The following is a 19,380-nucleotide window of genomic DNA, read 5'->3' on the forward strand; positions in this document are numbered from 1 at the left end:
CGCTCCTGTCATTGCCGCAATGACAGGAAAGGTGCTCATCACAGGCGGGGCCGGATTTATCGGCTCGCACTTGGCCCGAAGCCTTCTGGCGGCGGGCGCCAAGGTCGGCATCCTCGACAACTTCGACGACTTCTACAGTCCGCAAACCAAGCGGCAGAATATCAAGGACCTCGCGGCCGAGGTCTTTGTCGCCGACATTCGTGATGCCGCAGAGCTCCAGAAAGTAGCCGACCGCGGCTGGGACTCGATCGTGCATCTGGCCGCTTTGGCTGGAGTGCGGCCCTCAATCGCCAATCCCCGCGCCTACATCGACACCAATGTCACCGGCACGCTCAACGTGCTGGAGGCGGCACGAGGGGCGGGCATCGGCCAGGTGGTTTTTGGCAGCAGCTCGTCGGTCTACGGCGCGAGCGGCAAGGGTCCCTTCAAGGAATCAAGTCCCCTGCCCGCTACGCTGAGCCCCTACGCCGCAACGAAAGTTGCCGCCGAGCAACTCTGCTCGGTCTACAGCCATCTCCACGCTATCCGCTGCGTCGTGCTGCGCTTTTTCACCGTCTACGGCCCCGGGCAGCGGCCCGATCTGGCGATCAGCAAATTCACCCGCGCCATGCTGGAGGGGCGAGAAATTCCGTTTCATGGCGACGGCTCAAGCCAGCGCGACTACACGCATGTCAGCGACATCGTGGCCGGCATCTCGGCTGCGTTGGACTACCGCAAAACGCCCTATGAGGTTTTCAACCTTGGAAGCGGGCGTCGCATCACGCTGGCAAAGCTCGTCGGAACGCTGGAGCGGATCACAGGCAAAGCAGCCATCCTCGAGCGGTTGTCGGCACAAGCTGCGGACATGGTGGAGACCTGGGCCGACATCACCAAGGCGTCGAATACCCTGGGTTATCGTTGCAAGACGCGTTTGTCGGCCGGTTTGCGTGCTTTCGTGCAACTGAGCGCAGCGTGACTCAACGCGCGTGTGCAGTCAGAAAGCATTCAAGATCCGATCGCCGTATGCGATAGGACCGGCGGGAGAGACGCAGGTGCGGCAGCTTTCCGCTGCGACACCACGCGTAAATCGTGGAAACTTTTTGGCCGAGGATGCTCGCTACTTCGGGGCACTTGAGCAGTTGATTCGGCGCTGTTTGGTCGTGTTCGTTTTGCATGGCGCCAATTGCGCCGTGTCAACTTTGGCTCACTTCTTCTTGCCAGTGCGTTTCTTGCGGGCCGGGGCACGCCCGGGCCTTGGAGGCAAGACGGCAAACCACTGCGCAGCTTCATCCTCGGTGACCAGCTCGCGGTAATTGGTGAAAAGCTTCCTTGGACTGTTGCCCATTTCCAGGGCGACTTGGTCGGCCGACTTGACCGTGGCCAGCCGATAGCTGGCAAAGCTGTGGCGAAAACCGTTCTGCTTGAACTCGACACCCGTGCCGTCAAAGCCCCCGGAGAACACGCGTGAAATATTCTCCAAGTTCGCGTACTGCGGAGTGACAAACCCGCGACGCTCCTCGGCCGGCACCAGCTTGAGCCATGCGTCCAGGGCGGTAAGGATCGGCACGATCCTGCGGCTGGCCGTCTTGGCCTTGCCGGCTTGGACCACGATGTGCCCGCGCTCGAGGTTCACATCGCTCCATTCCAGACGAAAAACCTCGGTGATGCGCAGGCCGCCAAAGGCCGCGATGGCCATGGCTGTGCGCGTGCGGCCGCGTGCCTTGGACAGAACCGCGCGCAGTTGCCCGGGCGTGTAGATGCCGATCGGCGGCGGACGCTCCTTGACGCGCCTGACCAGTTCGGCCGCGTGCTTCTTTTCGCGCGAGAGATAGCCCTCGGCGCGCGCAAAGCTAAAGAGCGTCGAAATGGCCGCGCGAAGGTTGTTGGCATGGCGCCCTTTGGCGCGCGCGAAGATCCACTGCGAAATTTCCTCGGCCTTGATGCTGCCGATGTGGCCGCGGAACGTGTTGGAAAAGCGTGTGAGCTTTTTTTCGATGTCGTCGACGTAGAGCGCCGAAAGCCCCTCGGCTTTTTTGGCCGCGGCGAACTTGGCGACCAAGTCCGGCACGGTGATGGCGGGCAGCTTGGTCTCGCGCACCGTGCGGGCAAAGGCTGCCGTGGCGTCAGCCAAGGTTCCGCGTCCGCCCAGCGCGTCCTGCGCCCGGGCCCACTCGGACACCACCTCGACCAGCGTCTCGGCCCGACCGCGCAGCATGCGCATCGCCGCCGACCAGTCGGCAAACTCCGAAAGCGAAATCTCCCGCTGGTGCGGTTGGTGCTCGGTGCGGTCGCGGATGAACTTTTGCGCCTCGGCTTTGGCCGAATCCAGCGTGCGGCAGCGCTTCTGCTTCCGCTGCCCGGCCTCGGTGTAGGAAAACACGTAGCCGCGGTAGACCGACCCGTTCTTCTTGTCCGTCCTCTCAAAGATCGGTATGGACATGTTCCGCAATGAAACCACCAAGGCAGGCTTCGAGTCGGTTGGCATGAAAATGATGCTGCGAAAATGCTGCGAAAACGCAAAGCACTAAATTTCTCTCTGTAAAATCAAGGTTTTCGAATCCCTCCCTCACCGCCATTTGTCCTGCCTCATGCCGAGTTTCCGCGTGCGCCGATCGAGCCGTCTGATACATTCAGTGCAATCATGTTTTCCCTGCAGCGACTCCTCGGACAAGAAGACCGATTTTTCAAACTTCTTGAAGCGAGCGCGCAGGAGGCCAGGGAAAGCGCGCGCCTGCTCATCGATCTGCTGAACGCCAAGCCCGGCCAGCGCGGGTTGGAGGAGTTCAGCCAGGTGCGTCGCAAGGACAAGCGCATCACGCAGGAACTCACGGAGTTGCTTTGCAAGACTTTTGTCACACCGCTCGAGCGCGAGGAAATCGAGGCGCTGTCGCACGCGCTCTACAAGATCCCGAAGACGGCGGAGAAATTCGGAGAACGCCTGCTCCTTTGCCCCGAACGTTTGCACGGCATCGATTTCTCCAAGCAGACAGCGATGCTTGTCAGAGCAACCGACACTCTCCTCGAAATGGTGCGCGAACTCGGTTCGGGCAAGCACCTTGAACGTGTCAAGGAGCAGAACGACCAACTGCAAAAAATCGAGGGGGAAGCGGACAACCTGATCTTGGAGATGCTGCAGCACCTCTATCGCACGGAGCAGGACCCGGTGACCATTCTTCTGTGCAAAGATCTGCTTGAACTGCTGGAAAAGGTCATCGACCGCTGCCGCAACGCGGGGAATGTCATTTTCCAAATCGTGCTGAAGCATTCCTGACCGCCGGCCATGGCGCTCTCGCTGGTCATCACCGTCGTCCTCGTCGCCTTGGTGTTCGAATACATCAACGGCTTCCACGACACAGCCAACTCCATCGCCACGGTCGTCTCGACAAAGGTTCTCTCGCCCCGCCAGGCGGTGATTCTCGCGGCGTTGTTCAACCTTTTCGGCGCGCTCTGGGGCACGGCGGTGGCTACCACGATCGGCAAGGGGCTGGTGGATACGCAGTTTGTCACACCCACCACCGTGCTGTGCGCTCTGCTCGGCGGCATCGTCTGGAATCTTGTCACTTGGCGGCAGGGGCTGCCCTCAAGCTCCAGCCACGCGCTGATCGGCGGGCTCTGCGGCGCCACGCTCGCCTCGGCCGACGGCCATTGGTCGGTAATCAAGTGGGCAACTTTCGACGCCGCGAAAGAGACCTTCGGTGGCCTCTGGTATAAGGTCGTGATCCCGATGTTCACCTCGCCCGTTTGCGGGTTCGTCCTGGGTTTTGCGGTGATGGCGTTGCTCATGGTGCTGCTGCGCAACTGGCGCCCGGTCACGGTGAATCAGATTTTCGGCAAGCTGCAACTCGCGAGCGCGGCGTGGATGGGCTTCAGCCACGGCACGAACGACGCGCAAAAAACAATGGGGGTTATCGCGCTGACATTGTTCACCGCCACCACGGCAGGATCATTCGATCATGCGCCATCATGGATGGGGTTCCTCCATACGCCGGAGTTCACGGTCGCCATGTGGGTCAAAGTCACCTGCGCTCTCGTCATGGCTTTGGGCACCGCTGCCGGCGGCTGGCGGATCATCAAGACCCTCGGACATCGCATGGTGAAGCTGCAGCCGGTCCATGGCTTTGCGGCGGAAACCACAGCGGCCGCGATCATCCAAGTTGCCAGCCATTGGGGCATTCCCGTTTCCACCACGCAGGTCATTTCCTCCTCGATCATGGGCGTGGGCGCCACCAAGCGCCTGAACGCAGTGAAATGGAGCGTCGTCGAGCGAATGATCTGGGCTTGGGTCCTTACCCTGCCCGTGACAGCCATGCTCGGATATGGGTTCCTGCGCGTGCTCCGGTGGTTCGCCGGAACACACTAAGCACTCTCCTGCTCAGGCAATTTTAGTCAGGACAGAAGCTGAGCTCACGGGTGACATCTCGTTTTGTCGTGCCACATCACGGGAGAAGAACGCAAACTGCCCAATAACTTTCCATGGATCCGCAGCTTTTAGAGTTTGCCAAGGGACGACTGGCCAAGGGTGAGACGCCCGATGCAGTGATCGCGCATTTGCGCGGGCAGAAATGGGAGGAGAGCGTCATCGAGGAAGTGATGGCCGCGGCCGGGGCGGCGCCCTGTGATCACAAAAAACAAGCCGCTGCAGGCAAGCGGCGCATTTGGCCCCATATTCTTCTGATCATTCTCGCAACTGCGGGGGCGACCGCTGCCGTAGCGGGCTTTTTCGTCTGGCGGCAATACGCGGCGGCAAAGTTGATCCGCGAAAAACTGAAATACGTGGAAGTGACAGGGCACGTGGGCGGCAATCTCGAAGCATCCGCCCCCGCCAACTCTGCCACGAAAACGGCAGTTGGTGCGTTCGACCTGCTCGACTTGCGGGGGTTCGTGGACAGTTCGCAGATGGACACCCCGCGCGCGGCTTTCGCGATCTCGCTCGATCCGAGTGGTTCGCTGGCTGCGGCGCTCGCCCAGGTCCCGCCCACAACCGACGCGCGTTTTGCCGGCGTGACGTTGCTGAGCATCGCGGCGGCGGGCAGGGCGTTCGGCGGCATCGAGGCGACGCTCGTCGAGAGGACGGCGTATTTGCGTTTCGCCAACATGCCTTTGGCGCAAGCAGGGCAGCAAAATCCGATCGCGGCCCTGGCATCCGCGCTCATCGGCCCGAACATCCTCACCGGCGCATGGCTTCGCGTGCCGTTGGACGATCCTTCGTCACCGGCATCGGATCCCCTCGTCCCCCGCGAACAGCAAGTGACATGGGCGCTGCTTTTCCGTCCGACCGAAAAGGTTTTCGGTCAGTCGCGCGAACTGCAGTTTCTCGGAAAAAGCGCGGGCGACCCTATCAACGGCGAGGCTACCGACATCCATCGTTACCGGATCGACGGGGCCTGGCTGACCGGGTTGCTGAAAAACGCGATGCGCGAAAACAAGGCGGACGGCAAGATGATGATGTTGGCGCAGCTGCAAACAGCGCTCACCGGCGGTGCGGCCGCGGACACCAGCGACACTATGACACTCTCCGACGGGGAGATGAGCGTGTGGGTCGGAAAAAAGGACACGCTTCCGCGGCGCATCGCGGTCCAAATATCGGTGAGCGAAGGGCTCAACTCGCCGATCGCTGTCAAACTTAAGGCCGAGCTGTCGATGTCATACGGCAAGCCCGTCACGATCGCGACACCCGAGCCCGCCATCGGGCTGGAACAACTGCAGCAACAGCTCAACACATTGCAGAGTCTGGGTAACTTTTTCTGACACGATGGGCGCGATATTCCCGCAAACGCGGCGCTTCCTGGCCTGGCTTTTCGCCTACGCCGGCGCCTACTTCGGGGTGTTTTTCGATGCGGCGCGCAATGCCCCCGCCCTGATGCGCGAACCCGGACGGCGCGTTCTGCTCAAACAGATCTATTTCACCGGACTGGAGGCTCTTCCGCTTTTGACGCTGATCGCGATAATCCTTGGATTTGCCGCGCTCTCGCCGCTTTACAATCTGCTCCAAGAGACCGGGCTCGCGCTCGATGTGTTCCGGCTTTTGGTTCTGCACGAGGCATCGATTCTTGTGGTTGCATTTTTTGTCCTCGCGCGCAGCGGTTCAGCCATAGCGTCCGAGTTGGCGAGCGCGCGGCAGCAAGGCGAGATTGCCAGCCTCTACCGCATGGGTATCGACGCGGGAGCATATCTTGTGACTCCGCGCGTCGCGGGATGCGTGCTGAGCGTGGCGGCCCTGACCGTTTATTTTCAAGTGGCGATGGTTTTCGGGGGAATTTCCCTGATGTCGGTGTTTTCCAATTGGGACTTTGCCGTTGCCATGGGCAAATTCGCCGGCGGCCTCCAGCCGGCCAGTGCGATCCTCTCGCTTTTCAAGGCCGGAATCTTCGGGGCGATCATCGGCACGATTTCCTGCCAACAGGGTTTGCTCGCCGTTTCGGGTCCGCTCGGCATTCCGGTCGCCACACGCACGGCCATGGTGCACGGATTCGGAGCGATCGTGGTGACAGAAGGACTCTTTGTCGCGTTAGTCGGACGATGAACACGGTTTTCAACTCATCGGGACTGGCCCTCGATGGCGCCGATTTTCCCGCGCTGTCGATTGCCGCGGGGGAAACGGCCGGGTGGCGGGCGGACACTCACGAGGATTGCCACCGTCTGCTCGATCTTGCCACGGGCCTGGCGGATGCGCGTGCCGGTGGCATCGTGTGGTTCGATCAAGATGTCGCAGCGCTGCGGGAGAAAGAGGTGCTGCGCCTGCTCGGGCGCGTCATGCCCATGACCCCGGACGGTGGACTCGTGAGCAACGTCAATACCGGGGAGAATATTCTTTTGCCGTTTCTTTGGCGGAATCCGGAGCGCTTGGAGGAAGCCGCCGCCCGCTTGCAGCACCTGCTTGAGTCCGAACCATGGCGCGAATGGTTCCCGGTGAAAAAGTTGTGCGAACTCCCGCACCAACTCTCTCCCCTCGCCCGCGCTCTTGCCGCCGTTCTCCGCGCGTGGGTCGCCCAACCGGAGGCAATTATCGCCTGCGATATGCGCCATGCCCTGGAGGCCAGAGCGAGCAGCCATGTTTCGCGTGCGCTTGTTTGGCTGCGGGAGGCGCTTCCCGATGCCGCATGGCTCGTCCTGCAGACCGAATCGGCTTTGCCCGCGGGCATACGCGGAAATATTCTCCCACCGCAGTCATGAAATATTTGCAGGAGAGCGATCCGCGGTTCCGGCACCTCGGACTCAAGGTCGGAAGTTTTTTGACCGCACTCGTGGTGCTCGTTGTGCTGATGGCCGCGGTGCTCGGTTGGCGGCAGGATCTTTTCCAGCCTGTCACAATCTTCCGCACTTCGCCCGGCGACGCGGCGGGGATCACGGCCGGAATGGATGTGAGCGTGCAAGGAATCCGTGTAGGGCGCGTGAGCCGGGTGGAACTGGATGATGCCGGACAACCGCGCGTGATGCTGCGGGTGCAGAAACGCGCGGCGCAATGGCTGCGTTCGGATGCTGCCGCGGTGCTCGCGGGCCGCGGTCCGCTGGAAAGCCCCTACATCGAGTTATCCACCGGTTCGAAGGACCTGCCTGCCCTGGCCGACGGGGCGGAGTTGCCTTTCCGGCGCGAAGCAAGCATCGGGGAGTTGGCCTCGGCGCTGGAAGAGCAGCTTCGTCCGCTGATCGACGCGGGAACACGGATGTTCGGCGACTTGAACCGGCCCGACGGCGACATGCACGTGGCTTTGGCCGAACTGCGCACGCTGACGGGATCGATGCTCAAGGAAATCCCCCCTGCATTGTCCGATGCGCGACAAACCGCGCAAACCACGCGCGAGTTTGTCGCGGAACTGGCCGCCGAAGAAAGCGATGTCAACAAAGCGCGCGAAAACCTTCTTCTCGTCAGCGGCAAGATCGAAAAAGAGTTGCCTGCCTTGCTGGACCAGGCCGAAGAAACTCTCGCCGCCCTGCGCCAAGCCACGCTCCGCGTGGACAAATCGGTGCAGACTTCGGCACCCGAATTGGAAAAACTCGTGCGCCGATCGAATGATGTTGCGCTCAAGGCCGACGGCCTTATCACCGACCTGCGCAAAGCGTGGCTGATGAAGTTGTTCGTGCCTCAAGGCCAGAAGCCGCGCGAATAAAGCTCATCGAGGCGCGCAAAGGCTCACTTGCTTTCCATCACCATGACCGGCTCCCACTCGTCGGGCGGCGGAGAGGCCTGAAAGCCGCGACAGCGGTCGATCATGGCAAGCAATGCTTTGTCCCGGGGAAGCTCGTCCGCGATCGACGAGAACAAATCGACGGCGCGATCGAAACGGCGCGCACGGTAGTGAGCCCACGCCTCCTCGTGTTTCTCCAGCCACCGCGGACGGCACGCTGCACCGTCCGGATCGAGGGGGACTGCGTAAATTGTGACCGGCGTCGAGCGCCCGACCACGCGCACGGTGTCGAGTGTCCGGAAAGCGAATTCGCCCGACGCCAGTGCCGCCACCGTTTCGCTGGCGAGCAGTTCCACGCCGTAGCGCTTGGTCAAACTCTCCAACCGCGAGGCAAGATTGACGGTGTCGCCTATGACAGTCGGCTCCATTTTCAGGTCAGATCCGATATTCCCGAAAATTGCGGGGCCGGCATTCAAGCCGATGCCGAGCCGCAAATCCGGGGCGCCTCGCTGCGCCCAGCGCTCACGCATGCGACGGACCGCACCGAGCATTTCCACAGCCGTGCGCACGGAGCGAGCGGCGTCCTCGCGCGGCCCGACCGAATCGACCGTTCCCCACACGGCCATCACCGCATCGCCGATGAATTTGTCGAGGGTTCCACGATTGCGGAAAACGATTTCGACCATGGCCCCGAGGTATTCGTTAAGGTCGGCCACGAGCTGCGCGGGTTCCGCGTGCTCGGTGATGGCGGTGAATCCGCGCAGATCGGAAAAAAGCACGGCCACGTCCTGGCGCGAACCGCCGAGACGCTCCAACACGTCGCTTTCGTGGTCGAGCAACTCGCGCACGACATCACGCGAGACATAACGCTCGAGACTGCGCCTCACCCGGGTTTTCTCGCGCCGCTCGAGAGCGAAATCATAAGCGAAGCATGTGAGACCGGCCATCACGAGCGTGGCGGCGGGATAAAGCAGCCCGGGCAGAAAATCGGCAAAGTCGTAGACCAGGAACGCCGCACCCATGAAAGCCGCAAGCGCCAAAGCCAGAACCGCCAACGCGGCCAGCGGACGCCTCATCCACGCACTCACGCCAAACGCGACGGCGCCAAGCGCAAAACAGGTGGCCATCACGAAGCCGGAGGTGGCGCGCCGGTAAAACGCTCCCACTTGGGCAGCCGCCATCGCATGCAGGTGAATTTCCGGTCCGGGCAAGGTGCCGACCGGCGTGCGGAAAAAGTCGCGGAATCGCGCGGCCAGCGGACCGGCGAGAACGATTTTGTCGCGAAAGATCTGGCCGTCTTTGAGGTTCGCCTTCCAGAGGTCGGGAACGAAGAGCTGCCAGAGCGGAACCACTGGAAACGAGTCCGGTTGGCAGAAGCGCATCAAACCCGCCGCGGGAAAGTCCTGCTTCAATCCCGCTTGCCGGAGTGCAATCGCGCCGAGCGAGGACCGCACCTCGCCCCCTAGCCCAGGGCGCCCGAGCAGGTCAGCATCGGTCATGCGGTAATGGGCGGCGCGGACAACCTTGTCGGCTTCGGGCCAGAAGTTCGCGTATCCGACGGACGCGTTGGCCTCGTCGCCCGGAGCGACGATGGTGTCGGCAGGCGGGTGATAGAGCACCGCGTCCGGCGCGACGGACATTTCCGAGTCCATGTAAAGCGAGGCAATCACGACACGACCGGGATAACGCCGCAAGATGTCGCGCAAAACCTCGTCCCCTTCGCCGGCCAGGGGAAAGTGCGCGTCGAGCACGACGGTCTTCGCGCCGGCACCGAGGACTTTTTCGACCGCTGCGGCGTAGACCGCGCGCGACCAAGGAAACTCCTGCGCCATGAGGGCAAGCGCGGGATCTGCGGCAATCTCCTCCGGATCAAGCTGGCTGAGGTCGAGACTGGCTTCGTCGAGCGCCAGGAAAACGTAGTTCTCCGGAGTGGACGTTTTGGTCCCATGCCTGACCACTGCATCTTGGAGCGAAAGCTCTGCCAACTCCAAAGGCACAATGGTCAGCGGACCGGAGAGGATCGCGAAAATCGCCGCCCAAAGGGTGCAAACAGCGCCGAGAACAGCCAAGCGCTTTGCGGATCGCCGCGAGAGGTTTGTGCCAAAGGCTGACTTACGGGCCATAAGGCGGAAAAATGGCACGTTTTGGCTTGCATGCACAACGGTCATGTTTGATGAATTTCAAACCCTCACTTATGGCCAGACACCCGACCCAATACGTGGCCATCATGCTCGCGGGCTTGTTGCTCGCGCCGCTGGCCGTCACCACCGCATCCGCCCAGTCGCAGGTTCCGGTGCAAATGTCGGCTACCGATGCCGATGTGGCGCGGCGGGACATGATGGGAACCATCACCCGGCAACTATTCGCCCAAGACCCGGATTACGCACCGCCCAGCCCGGCGGACGCGGACCTCGGCGAACAAAGGCTGCTTGTTCCGAACGATCGCTACAAAGCGTTCACCCTCTTCTCCAACGTCTCGGAGTTTTACACGTCGAACGCCGGGCTGACAAACGGCGGCGCGCAATCCGACTGGTTCACCGCAATGCAATTCGGTGCCTCCTGGGTTCCGCGCATCACGGGCAATCTTTACGGTGAGGCCACCGCGCTGCAGCAACTTTACCGCTACGCGACCTACAACGGATACAGTTTCAACAGCCTCGACCTGGGAGCGGGGCTCATCTACTTGTTCCGTGAGTTGCAGGACCTCAGCGCTTTCGCGCGCTACAACTACAACCTCCTGACCGACGCGGGATCCGACTCTTCCCTTTTCTACCAACAAACCATCCGCCTCGGTTTGAACAAGCCGTTCGTGTTCAGCCGTGCGCACATGGCCACGCTCGGACTGGCATCGGACATCAATCTCAACGGCTACCCGAGCTACGCGGTGCGCAACCGCTTTGCCGTGCTCGCCGGCTATCAGGTGAATCTGACGCGCCGTCTGCAAGCCAATCTCTTTTACCAATTGGCATATTTCCCTTTTCCCGAAATCAACAGGAATGACTGGAACCAGGTGCTCAGCTTCGGCCTCGCTTGGATTTTCTCCCCGCGTTTCAGCGTCGGTGCATCCGTTTCTTCGTCGTTCAACGACTCCAATGAGAACTTCTACGACTACAGCGTGCTCAACACGGGCGCGGGTATCTCGGCGAACTACAAATTTTGACGGCCATGAAAAATTCCATCCGATTCATCGCATGCGCGTCACTTTTCCTCGCTGCCTCCGCGTTTGCCGCGGGACTGGAGCAGGCCAAGGTCAGCAAGATTGTCAACCAAGTTGAAGTGATCCCGGCCGGCGACCAACCGGAGCCCGCCGAACTCGGCGAAGTGATCAGCGGCCACACCGGCGTCCGCACCGGCGGCAACTCACGCGCTCAACTTACTTTCTCCGACAACACCTTGGCACGGCTCGGGGCCAACACCCTTTTCAGCTTCCAGCGCGGCACCCGCAGCTTGGATCTGGAAAATGGAACCATCCTCCTGCAGGTGCCGAAAGATGCCGGCGGAGCAACAATTCACAGTGCGCCGGTCACGGCCGCGATCACCGGCACGACGCTCATGATGGAATACAGCCCGGGAAACCCCGGAACCGTGAAGTTGATCGTGCTCGAAGGCACGGTCCGACTTTCGCTCAAGGGAAAATTGGGCGAATCCGTCCTGCTCAATCCCGGCGAAATGATCACCGTTGCCGCGAACGCCAAGAGTCTGCCGAATCCTGTGCCGGTGGACGTCAAACGCATTCTCCGCACGTCGCGCCTGGTCAAGGAAGGCGAACTCGAGTCGATGGGACTGATCATGGAAACCGTCGACAACCAGCAGCAGATGATCGCCGACAAGCGCTTGTCCGACGGTGGCCCGGTCACTCCGGAGAACCTGCTCAACAATCCGGCGCTGATTGCCAACGACGCGCTGAACAATCAGAACTTCCGACGCGATACCGTGCCACTGCCAACGCCGGCTCTAGTGGCAACTCCTCCGCCATACATTTATCATGGAGGTGGCTCAAGCACCAATGGTGGGACCATCTACAATTATTAAGATTCGACCGAATGATTAGTAAGGGCCACGAATCATCGGACCTATCTCGCACCTGCGCTTCACTGGATGGTCGTGAAGCCGCCCAGCTGATTGCAAAAGCGCGGCCTCTTGAAGCATCAAAGGCCCTCCAATCTCTCATCCCGAACGTCGCCCAAGACATTTTGAGTCACCTCCCGCCGGACAAACTCGGCGCCATCCTTGCGGTGACGCCGGAGGACATCGCGCGCACATGGAAACTGGAGGCCCGTTATCCGCAGGATTCAGTTGGCGCGCTGATGGAGCCGCCGGCGGCGGTCTTTCGCGCGGATGACACCGTGGGCTCGACCATCGAAAAGCTGCGCGAGATCACAAAAGAAAAGTTCATCACTTACTGCTTTGTCACGGACGACAAAGACAAGCTCAGCGGCGTTATAACCATGCGTGATCTACTGTTGAATCCGCACGACCGAAGGCTCGGAGACTTGATGCTGCGCGAAGTATTCAGCCTGAATCCCCATACCTCGCTGCTTGATGCGATGAAGTCAACGATCAGCCGCCACTACCCTGTCTATCCGGTGTGCGATACTTCCGGACGTCTGGTCGGGCTGGTCCGTGGTCAAGCGCTCGCCGAGGCGCAGGCTTTCGAACTCACGGCGCAAGCGGGCGCGATGGTCGGCGTGGAAAAAGAGGAACGGCTCGCCACACCTTGGCTGCGCAGCTTTTTGTTCCGCCATCCGTGGCTGCAACTCAACCTGCTCACGGCCTTCATCGCCGCGGCGGTGGTCGGCCTCTTCGAAAATACGTTGGACAAGATCGTGCTGCTTGCGGTTTTTCTTCCCGTGCTTGCGGGACAGTCGGGCAACACCGGTTGCCAGTCTTTGGCGGTCGCTCTGCGCGCCATGACTCTCGGCGAAATGAAAGAGGGCAAGGAGTGGGCGGCCCTGACGAAGGAAGCCCTGCTTGGATTGGCCAACGGCGCGCTGGTCGGCCTGACCGCCGGCGCGGGAATGGTGATCTACGCCAAGATGCAAGGCAACGCACAGGCATGGCAACTGGGCGGGATCGTTTTTCTCGCGATGATCGGCGCCTGCATCGTCAGCGGCGCGTGTGGCGTTCTTGTTCCCTCCACCCTTCGCCGTCTCGGCGCCGACCCCGCCACGGCCTCGAGCATCTTTCTCACCACCGCCACCGACGTAGTCAGCATGGGCCTCTTCCTTGGCTTGGCCACTTGGTTGATTCTTTAGGCGAGCGGGGCGAGGATACGGCCCGTGGAACCCCAAGCCTCCCTGAAAGAGTCGCACGCCGCGCTCCTGCGGGAGGTTTTGCACGAAGAGCTGGGAGGCCTCGAGCCGGGCGTCTGGGAAAAGCTTCTCCCGGCAATCCGTTGGAAAGAGCTGGCCGCGGGTGAAACGCTCTTCCGCGAAGGCGACAGTGCCGACGCGATGTATGTCGTCGTCAGCGGCCGCTTGCGCGCCATGCGCGAGGACGAAGGAAAGCCGGTGTTCATAGGCGACATCGGCCGCGGGGAGACCGTGGGTGAGATGGCGTTGCTCACCGGCGCCCCTCGCTCCGCCACGGTGGAGGCGATGCGCGACTGCGTGCTCGCCGGCTTGGACCAAGCGACATTCAACGAACTCGCCCGCATGTGCCCGCAGACGGTTTTCCACGTGGCCAAGGTGCAATTCGACCGCATCCAACGCGCCAACCGTCCGCGCTCGCTGGAAAAGCAGAGGCTCTCAGTCATGGTCCTTTCCGCGGATCCCTCCTGCGATGCCCGTGGATTCGCGTCGAAATTGACCGGCGAAATCCGTGCACGCGGCCATAACGCAGTCCTTGCAACCAAGGACGAAGCCCCGTCGGGAGCCGGGACTCCCGTCGACCGGCGTCACCGCCTGGCCATTTGGCTCAACGAGAAGGAGGCCTTCGCCACGCATCTTGCGATGGCGGGCGACCCCGCGGACGATCTTTGGAATAGACAGTGCGCGCGGAGCGCAGATGCCGTCCTTGTGCTGGTCCGCCCCGGATGCGAACCACGGCTCCCCGATGACCTTATTCCCGAAATCTCGCGGCGCATTCTCGTTGTCCTCCATCCCGACGGACGCAACCGGCCCTCCGGAACGGCAAAAGCTTTGCGCGCTTGCAAATCGACGAGTTGCTTCCACCTGCGCGAAGACTCGCGGGAGGATTGGCAGCGTCTGGGTCGCTGGCTCACGGGGCGCGCGGTCGGTATTGCCTTCGCCGGCGGCGGGGCGCGGTCATTCGCCCATTTGGGAGTCATCCGCGCGCTCCGGGAGCATGGCATTCCCCTCGACACCGCGGCTGGAACAAGCCTGGGCGCCATCGTGGCATCGGGTGTCTCGCTTGACCTGCCTTTGGACGATCTGATGGCGCGGTTCTCAGTGATGGTGAAAACCAACCCGACAAAACGCGATTACCTTCTTGTGCCGCGCAGTTCGCTGCTTTCCGGCCGAAAACTCGACAGACTGCTCCCCCAGCTGCTTCCCGATGTCGAAATCGAAGACTGCTGGAAAGGCTTTGCTTGCGTATCGGCGAATATCACAAATCCCGGAGCGCATGTGCACCGCAGCGGCTCGCTGCTGAAGGCGCTGCGCTCTACCGTTTCGATACCCGGCGTCTTTCCTCCGGTCAAAGTCGGAGACGGCGAGCTTTTGGTCGATGGCGGCGTGGTGAACAATTTGCCGGCGGACATCCTGCGTGAGCACGGCGCGGGGCGAATCATCGCATGCGACCAAGGTGGGTCCGGAACGCGCGCACCCGGCGCCCCGGACAACCCCAATGCCATCGGCATCATCATGCGCTCGGTGATCCTGCACAGCCGCATCAGCGGACGCGCTTGGCGCAGGGAGGCCGACCTTTATATCGAATCGCCAGTCGGCGACATCGGCTTGCTCGAGTGGGACCGCTTCGAGTCGGCGTTGCAGCGAGGATACGACCAGGCGCGGCGCGATCTGGAAAACGTCGATCCGGTTTTGTGGCAATGACAAAGACCGCAGTATTCGCGGCCGTCGCCACAGCCGTCCTTCTTGCGGGCCAAATCTTTGCGGCCGGCTTTCCCTCGGCCGCGGAGGTCGGGGGCCAACATCTGGTCCTCAACGGCACCGCGACACGAACAGTTTGGGGATTCAAGGTCTATGAAGTAGGACTGTTCCTCGACCAACCATGCAGCGACGCGCAGGCCATCATGGCCACCAACCGTGCACCCAAGCGAATCCGCATGGAGATGCTTCGCCCGGTGGAGAAAGAAAAATTTCTATCCACGGTTCAAGAGAGCATCGACCGCAACGTCGATGCCGCGGAGAAGCAAAAGTTCGCCCCCGAACTTGAATCTTTCCTCGGCTACCTTCGAAGCGGAGAAGACCTTTCCAAAGGTCGCGTTATCACGGTGGACTTTGTTCCCGGCGAAGGAATGGTTCTCGGACTCGACGACCAGCGCCTCGGAGCGATTCCGGGTGAGGATTTCTACCACGTGATCCTGCGTCTGTGGATTGGAAGACCTCTTCAGGAATCGATCCGGGAAGGGTTGCTCGGCCACGGCGCGGAAAGTTGAGGACATTCGCTGCGTGCCGCTGGAACTCGTGCATAGCACACTTCCATTGACACATCGGGGCAGTGCACAGATGATTTTGCGGTCATCATGACACGTTGGCTCACGGCGGTATTTTCAATAGGCGCCGCTTTGCTGGTGACGGGTTGCGCCGAATACTCCAAGGCAAGCCGGAAGAAGCCTTCCGACTTGGCTGTGACAAGGGAGCAAAGGACTCTTGCTCTTGCCCAAGAGAAGCATTCCACCCGGCCCATGGACCAAATCGGGGCTTATCTCGACGCAGCCGACGAAGCACGGCGCAAGCTGTCGAAGGATCCGCACAACACGCTCTGGCAAAGCGACTACAACTTCGCCGTGGCGCGGATTATGGAGATCATCGCCGCGCAGCGTTACGCACCGTGGGACCGCGCGCTTGAAGCGCCATCGGCTGACGGGACGCCCTGGAGACTGCGCCTCATTCCACCCTTCAAGCAGGCCCGGTATCATCCGTCCCGCTTCGAATTCGCGCCCGCGGACCGCTACGAACTTCACGGCGAGCTTGTCGGAGAGCGTGTCCGCAAAAGCGGACTCGGTGCTCCGATCGTGGTCATCGGCGACGACCTCGACTACCGCAAGCTCGATCCCTTCGCACAAGGCAAGAATGTTTACTATGGGCTCACCGCTGTCATCCGTTTCCGCGGCCGCGACTGCGAGATCGTCCTCATTGATCCCTTGGACAAAGAAACAGTCGAACTCGACCGGGCCAGCTACCCGCTTGCCGGGGACTACCAAGCGCCGCTTGTCATGGCACTTGCCGAACTGCAGGAAAAGGAGTTGATGGGGCTCTTCAAGCCGCAGGAGCAAGAGCGGGGCGCGCGTTTGGCGAAGCTGCAGCCATTCAACCCGCAAAAAATTCCGATCATCTGCGTGCATGGTCTGGGCAATTCGCCGGCGACATGGGCTCCGCTTATCGAGTTTCTGCGTGGTGACGAGGAGATCCGCAAGAATTACCAGTTCTGGTTCTTCAGCTACCCGTCCGGCCTTCCCTACCCGCTCTCGGCCGCAATCCTGCGAAACCAATGGCAGCTTGCACGCCGGCAATTTCCCGGACTCAAGGACGCTGTTGTCATCGGCCACAGCATGGGAGGGATGATCAGCCGCCTCCTCATCACGGACAGCGGCATGACACTGTGGGACGCCTATTTCGATCATCCACCGGAGCAGTCGCAGTTCTCCGGCGAGACGCGTGAGCTTATCACACGCTCGCTGATCTTCAAATCCACCCCCGGCGTTTCCCGCGTCATTTTCGTATCGGCGTCCCACCGCGGCAGCGAACGCGCCAGCAGTTTCCTCGGCCGCCTCGGTGCACTCGTGGTGGGCAGCCCGATCACCGCGGAAAACGTCTTCCGCGAAGCCATTCAAGCCGCGAAGAACGCCGCCCGTTTGCGCAACCGCAACCGCCTTCCCAACAGCATCGATCTGCTCGACCCCGACAGCTTGGTCGTCAAAGCGGTTGATTCGCTGCCGACCACGCCCGGGGTTCCCTACCACTCGATCATCGGCGACCGAGGCAAGGGAGGATACCTCGATCGCACGAAACCGGAGAGCACAGACGGCTTCGTGCCGTATTGGAGCAGCCACATGGAGGGGGCGGAAAGCGAGCGCATCATTCCCAGCGCGCACTGGAGCCACCTGCATCCGCTCGGGATGGCCGAGATCAAGCGCATCCTCCTCAAAAACCTGCACCGCGACTGAAAAAGCTCGCCAGGCGCGCGCACCTCCCCGAATAAACCGCGATGGCGACGAACAAAATAACTTCGCGGCCGTTTGCCACAGGGCCGCTGTCACCGATGGATGCGGTTGTCGCCCTTTACGGCGAAGGGCAGGATGAAACCGCGCGCGCGATCGTCGCCGCCCTCAACCGCAGGATTTTCGAAGGAGCACCACCACGGCCTTCGAACCTGCTGCGACGCGCACTCGGGCGGTTCGCCTTCCGGCTGATGAATCGCACCACGACATGCGAAACACGGACGGGACCGGACGGTCATCCCGTTGCCGTGTATCGCAATTCCATACTCGAGCGCTCCGGCCATCCCTACGCGAGCACGCTTCTCGAACCCTCGCGTGCAGACACTGCTTCATTTGTGGAAGGTGCCGCGCCGATGAATGCGGTTTACATGATGCTCATTCCGGAAATCTACAAAAACGCGGGCACATGGGACCACATCATGCTCGACGCCGTGCAATCGCGCGACGTCCAGTGGCGCCTCGTTTGGGAAACGCGCATGACGCATGATCTCGCCTCGCGGCGCCTGCGGGCCGGACAAGCCGTCCGTCTCAAGGCGGCGGCCGCCGGCACCGGCCTGAGCATGATCCTTGTCACCGAACGACTCTTGCAGGAGGGCTACGACCCGCGCCTGATTTCCGTCTCCATCACCGACCGGGAGCCCGGGAATATCGAAAAGGCGCTGCGCCTCATCAACAAGCTGCCGGCGGCAGGCGGCCACCTGGCTCTTCATACAGGATCACCCCACGGTATCGTTTTGCATATAGAAGACCTGCTGCACGCATCGAGCAAAACCGCGCACGATGCGCGATTCGACGTGGTGACCGCGATGGGCATCCTCGAGTATTTCCCCGGATTCACTCTCACTACTACGGAGGAGCACCTCGGATTGGAACCGCCCGATGGCGGTCCGCAGGCCGTCGATGTCGTGGCTGCGTTGTCCGCCATGACCGCGGCTGGCGGCTTCCTCATCACCAACTCCTTCCGCACGTGCAGCGCGATTCGCACCATGGAGGTCTTCGGGAAGCGCTTCCGTTACCGCGCCCGCGAACAGATGCAGGACCTTCTGGCCACCGGAGGCTTTGCACCGACGGGACGGGCCGAATCGGGAAACATTTTCGACGTCGAAGTCTTCGAGAAGAAGAACGACGTTTAAGGAATCTCAAAGTCCGCAGGCGCGAAACGGACGTCATGCCTTAGATTCGAACCGTCGATCTCCGTCACCGATTCACCCGACGCGCGCCGCACGGTCATGGTCGCGGGAACATAACGGCCGACGTCGTCTTTCACGATCTGGCTCGAGTCGATACGCCTCAGGATTCGGCCCGATTTGTCCGATTTTTCCACACGAAGCGCCACCATCCGACGCGGATCGATCCAGCTTCTGACCTTGCCGTAAGGACTCGAGTCACCGGCGCCGGGCTTGGATTCAAGGATCACGCAGTCGGTGCCCCCGATTTGTTCGCGCCCGCAGAACGTCTGGTTCTTCCAGAGAAAAAAGTTTTCCACCGCGTCGGCGAAGGCGAGATCCGTGCCGAGAAGCGAACCCAAGAGCTGACCGGACGTGATGCTTTCGCGACGATCCGGCGGGATATAGCTAGCGCCCTTGGCCGGACCCGTGCCCCTTTGACTGATGACAAAACGCTCGCCTTTGCGCCCGGCCGGCCACTGCACCTCGTAGGCTACCGCGGACCCCTCGGCATCACGGTGCGATTTGATCTGCACTTGGAGCACCGTCGCCTCCCCGCCGCGCGACGGTTGGACTGAGAAGCGGGCGCGGGCCGCAGAGTTCCCGTCCTGAACGGCGGAGGCCAGCTTCGCGGCGAGTTCCGGTGCGGTGAGAGATTCCGGTTCCTCCGCACAAACAACCGATGAAATCAAAGACACCAGGCAAATGACGGCGAGGAAAGGAAGCTTCATGAGCGCACTCAACG

17 protein-coding genes are annotated in these 19,380 nt (G+C 61.5%); 13 read left to right on the top strand and 4 right to left on the bottom strand.

Annotated elements, in window-relative coordinates; genetic code table 11:
- The first annotated feature begins 19 nt into the window (after nt 1-19).
- Nucleotides 20-955: an SDR family NAD(P)-dependent oxidoreductase gene (locus tag FGM15_05405; protein MBU3665299.1), complete on the top strand. Its 936-nt coding sequence runs from the start codon at nt 20-22 to the stop codon at nt 953-955.
- Between the two features lies 1 nt (nt 956).
- Here the strand turns inward: FGM15_05405 and FGM15_05410 are convergent, their stop codons facing one another.
- Together FGM15_05410 and FGM15_05415 are read right to left on the bottom strand one after the other, a co-directional pair.
- A complete protein-coding gene (locus tag FGM15_05410) occupies nt 957-1,154 on the bottom strand; it encodes a helix-turn-helix domain-containing protein (GenBank protein ID MBU3665300.1) in 198 nt (65 codons plus the stop codon).
- 29 nt (nt 1,155-1,183) lie between these two features.
- Entirely contained in the window at nt 1,184-2,464 is a 1,281-nt protein-coding gene (locus tag FGM15_05415; protein MBU3665301.1) for a hypothetical protein, read from the bottom strand.
- Nucleotides 2,465-2,620: 156 nt separating this feature from the next.
- On the opposite strand from FGM15_05415, the gene FGM15_05420 reads away from it, so the two are divergent.
- The 5 genes from FGM15_05420 to FGM15_05440 all read left to right on the top strand — a co-directional run bounded on the left by FGM15_05420 (nt 2,621) and on the right by FGM15_05440 (nt 8,087).
- The gene (locus tag FGM15_05420) at nt 2,621-3,250 is read left to right on the top strand and encodes a DUF47 family protein (protein MBU3665302.1); all 630 of its coding nucleotides are present in this window, start codon (nt 2,621-2,623) and stop codon (nt 3,248-3,250) included.
- A 9-nt stretch (nt 3,251-3,259) separates the two neighbouring features.
- On the top strand, nt 3,260-4,339 hold the full coding sequence (locus tag FGM15_05425) for an inorganic phosphate transporter (GenBank protein MBU3665303.1): 1,080 nt from the start codon (nt 3,260-3,262) through the stop codon (nt 4,337-4,339).
- 113 nt (nt 4,340-4,452) lie between these two features.
- Nucleotides 4,453-5,727, top strand: coding sequence for a hypothetical protein (locus tag FGM15_05430; protein MBU3665304.1), 1,275 nt, complete (start codon nt 4,453-4,455; stop codon nt 5,725-5,727).
- A gap of 4 nt (nt 5,728-5,731) precedes the next feature.
- Nucleotides 5,732-6,502 carry an ABC transporter permease gene (locus FGM15_05435; GenBank protein MBU3665305.1) on the top strand — a complete coding sequence of 257 codons (771 nt, stop codon included), beginning with the start codon at nt 5,732-5,734 and terminating at the stop codon, nt 6,500-6,502.
- Between the two features lie 367 nt (nt 6,503-6,869).
- Complete coding sequence (locus FGM15_05440; protein ID MBU3665306.1) at nt 6,870-8,087, top strand: MCE family protein; 1,218 nt, start codon at nt 6,870-6,872, stop codon at nt 8,085-8,087.
- 23 nt (nt 8,088-8,110) lie between these two features.
- Here the strand turns inward: FGM15_05440 and FGM15_05445 are convergent, their stop codons facing one another.
- On the bottom strand, nt 8,111-10,273 hold the full coding sequence (locus FGM15_05445; protein ID MBU3665307.1) for an adenylate/guanylate cyclase domain-containing protein: 2,163 nt from the start codon (nt 10,271-10,273) through the stop codon (nt 8,111-8,113).
- A gap of 26 nt (nt 10,274-10,299) precedes the next feature.
- On the opposite strand from FGM15_05445, the gene FGM15_05450 reads away from it, so the two are divergent.
- From FGM15_05450 to FGM15_05480, 7 genes are all read left to right on the top strand, one after another.
- Nucleotides 10,300-11,265: a hypothetical protein gene (locus FGM15_05450; protein MBU3665308.1), complete on the top strand. Its 966-nt coding sequence runs from the start codon at nt 10,300-10,302 to the stop codon at nt 11,263-11,265.
- A 5-nt stretch (nt 11,266-11,270) separates the two neighbouring features.
- Nucleotides 11,271-12,137, top strand: a complete 867-nt coding sequence (locus FGM15_05455) for a FecR domain-containing protein (protein MBU3665309.1) — start codon at nt 11,271-11,273, stop codon at nt 12,135-12,137.
- Between the two features lie 11 nt (nt 12,138-12,148).
- A complete protein-coding gene (locus tag FGM15_05460; protein MBU3665310.1) occupies nt 12,149-13,360 on the top strand; it encodes a magnesium transporter in 1,212 nt (403 codons plus the stop codon).
- A 24-nt stretch (nt 13,361-13,384) separates the two neighbouring features.
- Nucleotides 13,385-15,118, top strand: a complete 1,734-nt coding sequence (locus tag FGM15_05465; GenBank protein ID MBU3665311.1) for a cyclic nucleotide-binding domain-containing protein — start codon at nt 13,385-13,387, stop codon at nt 15,116-15,118.
- Nucleotides 14,860-15,684 carry a hypothetical protein gene (locus tag FGM15_05470; protein MBU3665312.1) on the top strand — a complete coding sequence of 275 codons (825 nt, stop codon included), beginning with the start codon at nt 14,860-14,862 and terminating at the stop codon, nt 15,682-15,684. The genes FGM15_05465 and FGM15_05470 overlap by 259 nt, the downstream gene beginning before the upstream one ends.
- An 87-nt stretch (nt 15,685-15,771) precedes the next feature.
- The gene (locus tag FGM15_05475) at nt 15,772-17,415 is read left to right on the top strand and encodes an alpha/beta hydrolase (GenBank protein MBU3665313.1); all 1,644 of its coding nucleotides are present in this window, start codon (nt 15,772-15,774) and stop codon (nt 17,413-17,415) included.
- 41 nt (nt 17,416-17,456) lie between these two features.
- Nucleotides 17,457-18,602: a hypothetical protein gene (locus tag FGM15_05480; GenBank protein ID MBU3665314.1), complete on the top strand. Its 1,146-nt coding sequence runs from the start codon at nt 17,457-17,459 to the stop codon at nt 18,600-18,602.
- Here the strand turns inward: FGM15_05480 and FGM15_05485 are convergent.
- Nucleotides 18,599-19,366, bottom strand: a complete 768-nt coding sequence (locus FGM15_05485; GenBank protein MBU3665315.1) for an outer membrane lipoprotein-sorting protein — start codon at nt 19,364-19,366, stop codon at nt 18,599-18,601. The genes FGM15_05480 and FGM15_05485 overlap by 4 nt on opposite strands.
- Nucleotides 19,367-19,380: the final 14 nt, after the last annotated feature.

The organism is Chthoniobacterales bacterium, assembly GCA_018883245.1.
GTDB lineage: Bacteria > Verrucomicrobiota > Verrucomicrobiia > Chthoniobacterales > JACTMZ01 > JACTMZ01.

Excerpts from the sequence above, each read along its gene's own strand:
- FGM15_05405 (MBU3665299.1), top strand. The coding sequence starts at position 20 with ATGACAGGAAAGGTGCTCATCACAGGCGGGGCCGGATTTATCGGCTCG.
- FGM15_05410 (MBU3665300.1), bottom strand. The coding sequence starts at position 1,154 with ATGCAAAACGAACACGACCAAACAGCGCCGAATCAACTGCTCAAGTGC.
- FGM15_05415 (MBU3665301.1), bottom strand. The coding sequence starts at position 2,464 with ATGCCAACCGACTCGAAGCCTGCCTTGGTGGTTTCATTGCGGAACATG.
- FGM15_05420 (MBU3665302.1), top strand. The coding sequence starts at position 2,621 with ATGTTTTCCCTGCAGCGACTCCTCGGACAAGAAGACCGATTTTTCAAA.
- FGM15_05425 (MBU3665303.1), top strand. The coding sequence starts at position 3,260 with ATGGCGCTCTCGCTGGTCATCACCGTCGTCCTCGTCGCCTTGGTGTTC.
- FGM15_05430 (MBU3665304.1), top strand. The coding sequence starts at position 4,453 with ATGGATCCGCAGCTTTTAGAGTTTGCCAAGGGACGACTGGCCAAGGGT.
- FGM15_05435 (MBU3665305.1), top strand. The coding sequence starts at position 5,732 with ATGGGCGCGATATTCCCGCAAACGCGGCGCTTCCTGGCCTGGCTTTTC.
- FGM15_05440 (MBU3665306.1), top strand. The coding sequence starts at position 6,870 with ATGGCGCGAATGGTTCCCGGTGAAAAAGTTGTGCGAACTCCCGCACCA.
- FGM15_05445 (MBU3665307.1), bottom strand. The coding sequence starts at position 10,273 with ATGACCGTTGTGCATGCAAGCCAAAACGTGCCATTTTTCCGCCTTATG.
- FGM15_05450 (MBU3665308.1), top strand. The coding sequence starts at position 10,300 with ATGGCCAGACACCCGACCCAATACGTGGCCATCATGCTCGCGGGCTTG.
- FGM15_05455 (MBU3665309.1), top strand. The coding sequence starts at position 11,271 with ATGAAAAATTCCATCCGATTCATCGCATGCGCGTCACTTTTCCTCGCT.
- FGM15_05460 (MBU3665310.1), top strand. The coding sequence starts at position 12,149 with ATGATTAGTAAGGGCCACGAATCATCGGACCTATCTCGCACCTGCGCT.
- FGM15_05470 (MBU3665312.1), top strand. The coding sequence starts at position 14,860 with ATGCGACCAAGGTGGGTCCGGAACGCGCGCACCCGGCGCCCCGGACAA.
- FGM15_05475 (MBU3665313.1), top strand. The coding sequence starts at position 15,772 with ATGACACGTTGGCTCACGGCGGTATTTTCAATAGGCGCCGCTTTGCTG.
- FGM15_05480 (MBU3665314.1), top strand. The coding sequence starts at position 17,457 with ATGGCGACGAACAAAATAACTTCGCGGCCGTTTGCCACAGGGCCGCTG.
- FGM15_05485 (MBU3665315.1), bottom strand. The coding sequence starts at position 19,366 with ATGAAGCTTCCTTTCCTCGCCGTCATTTGCCTGGTGTCTTTGATTTCA.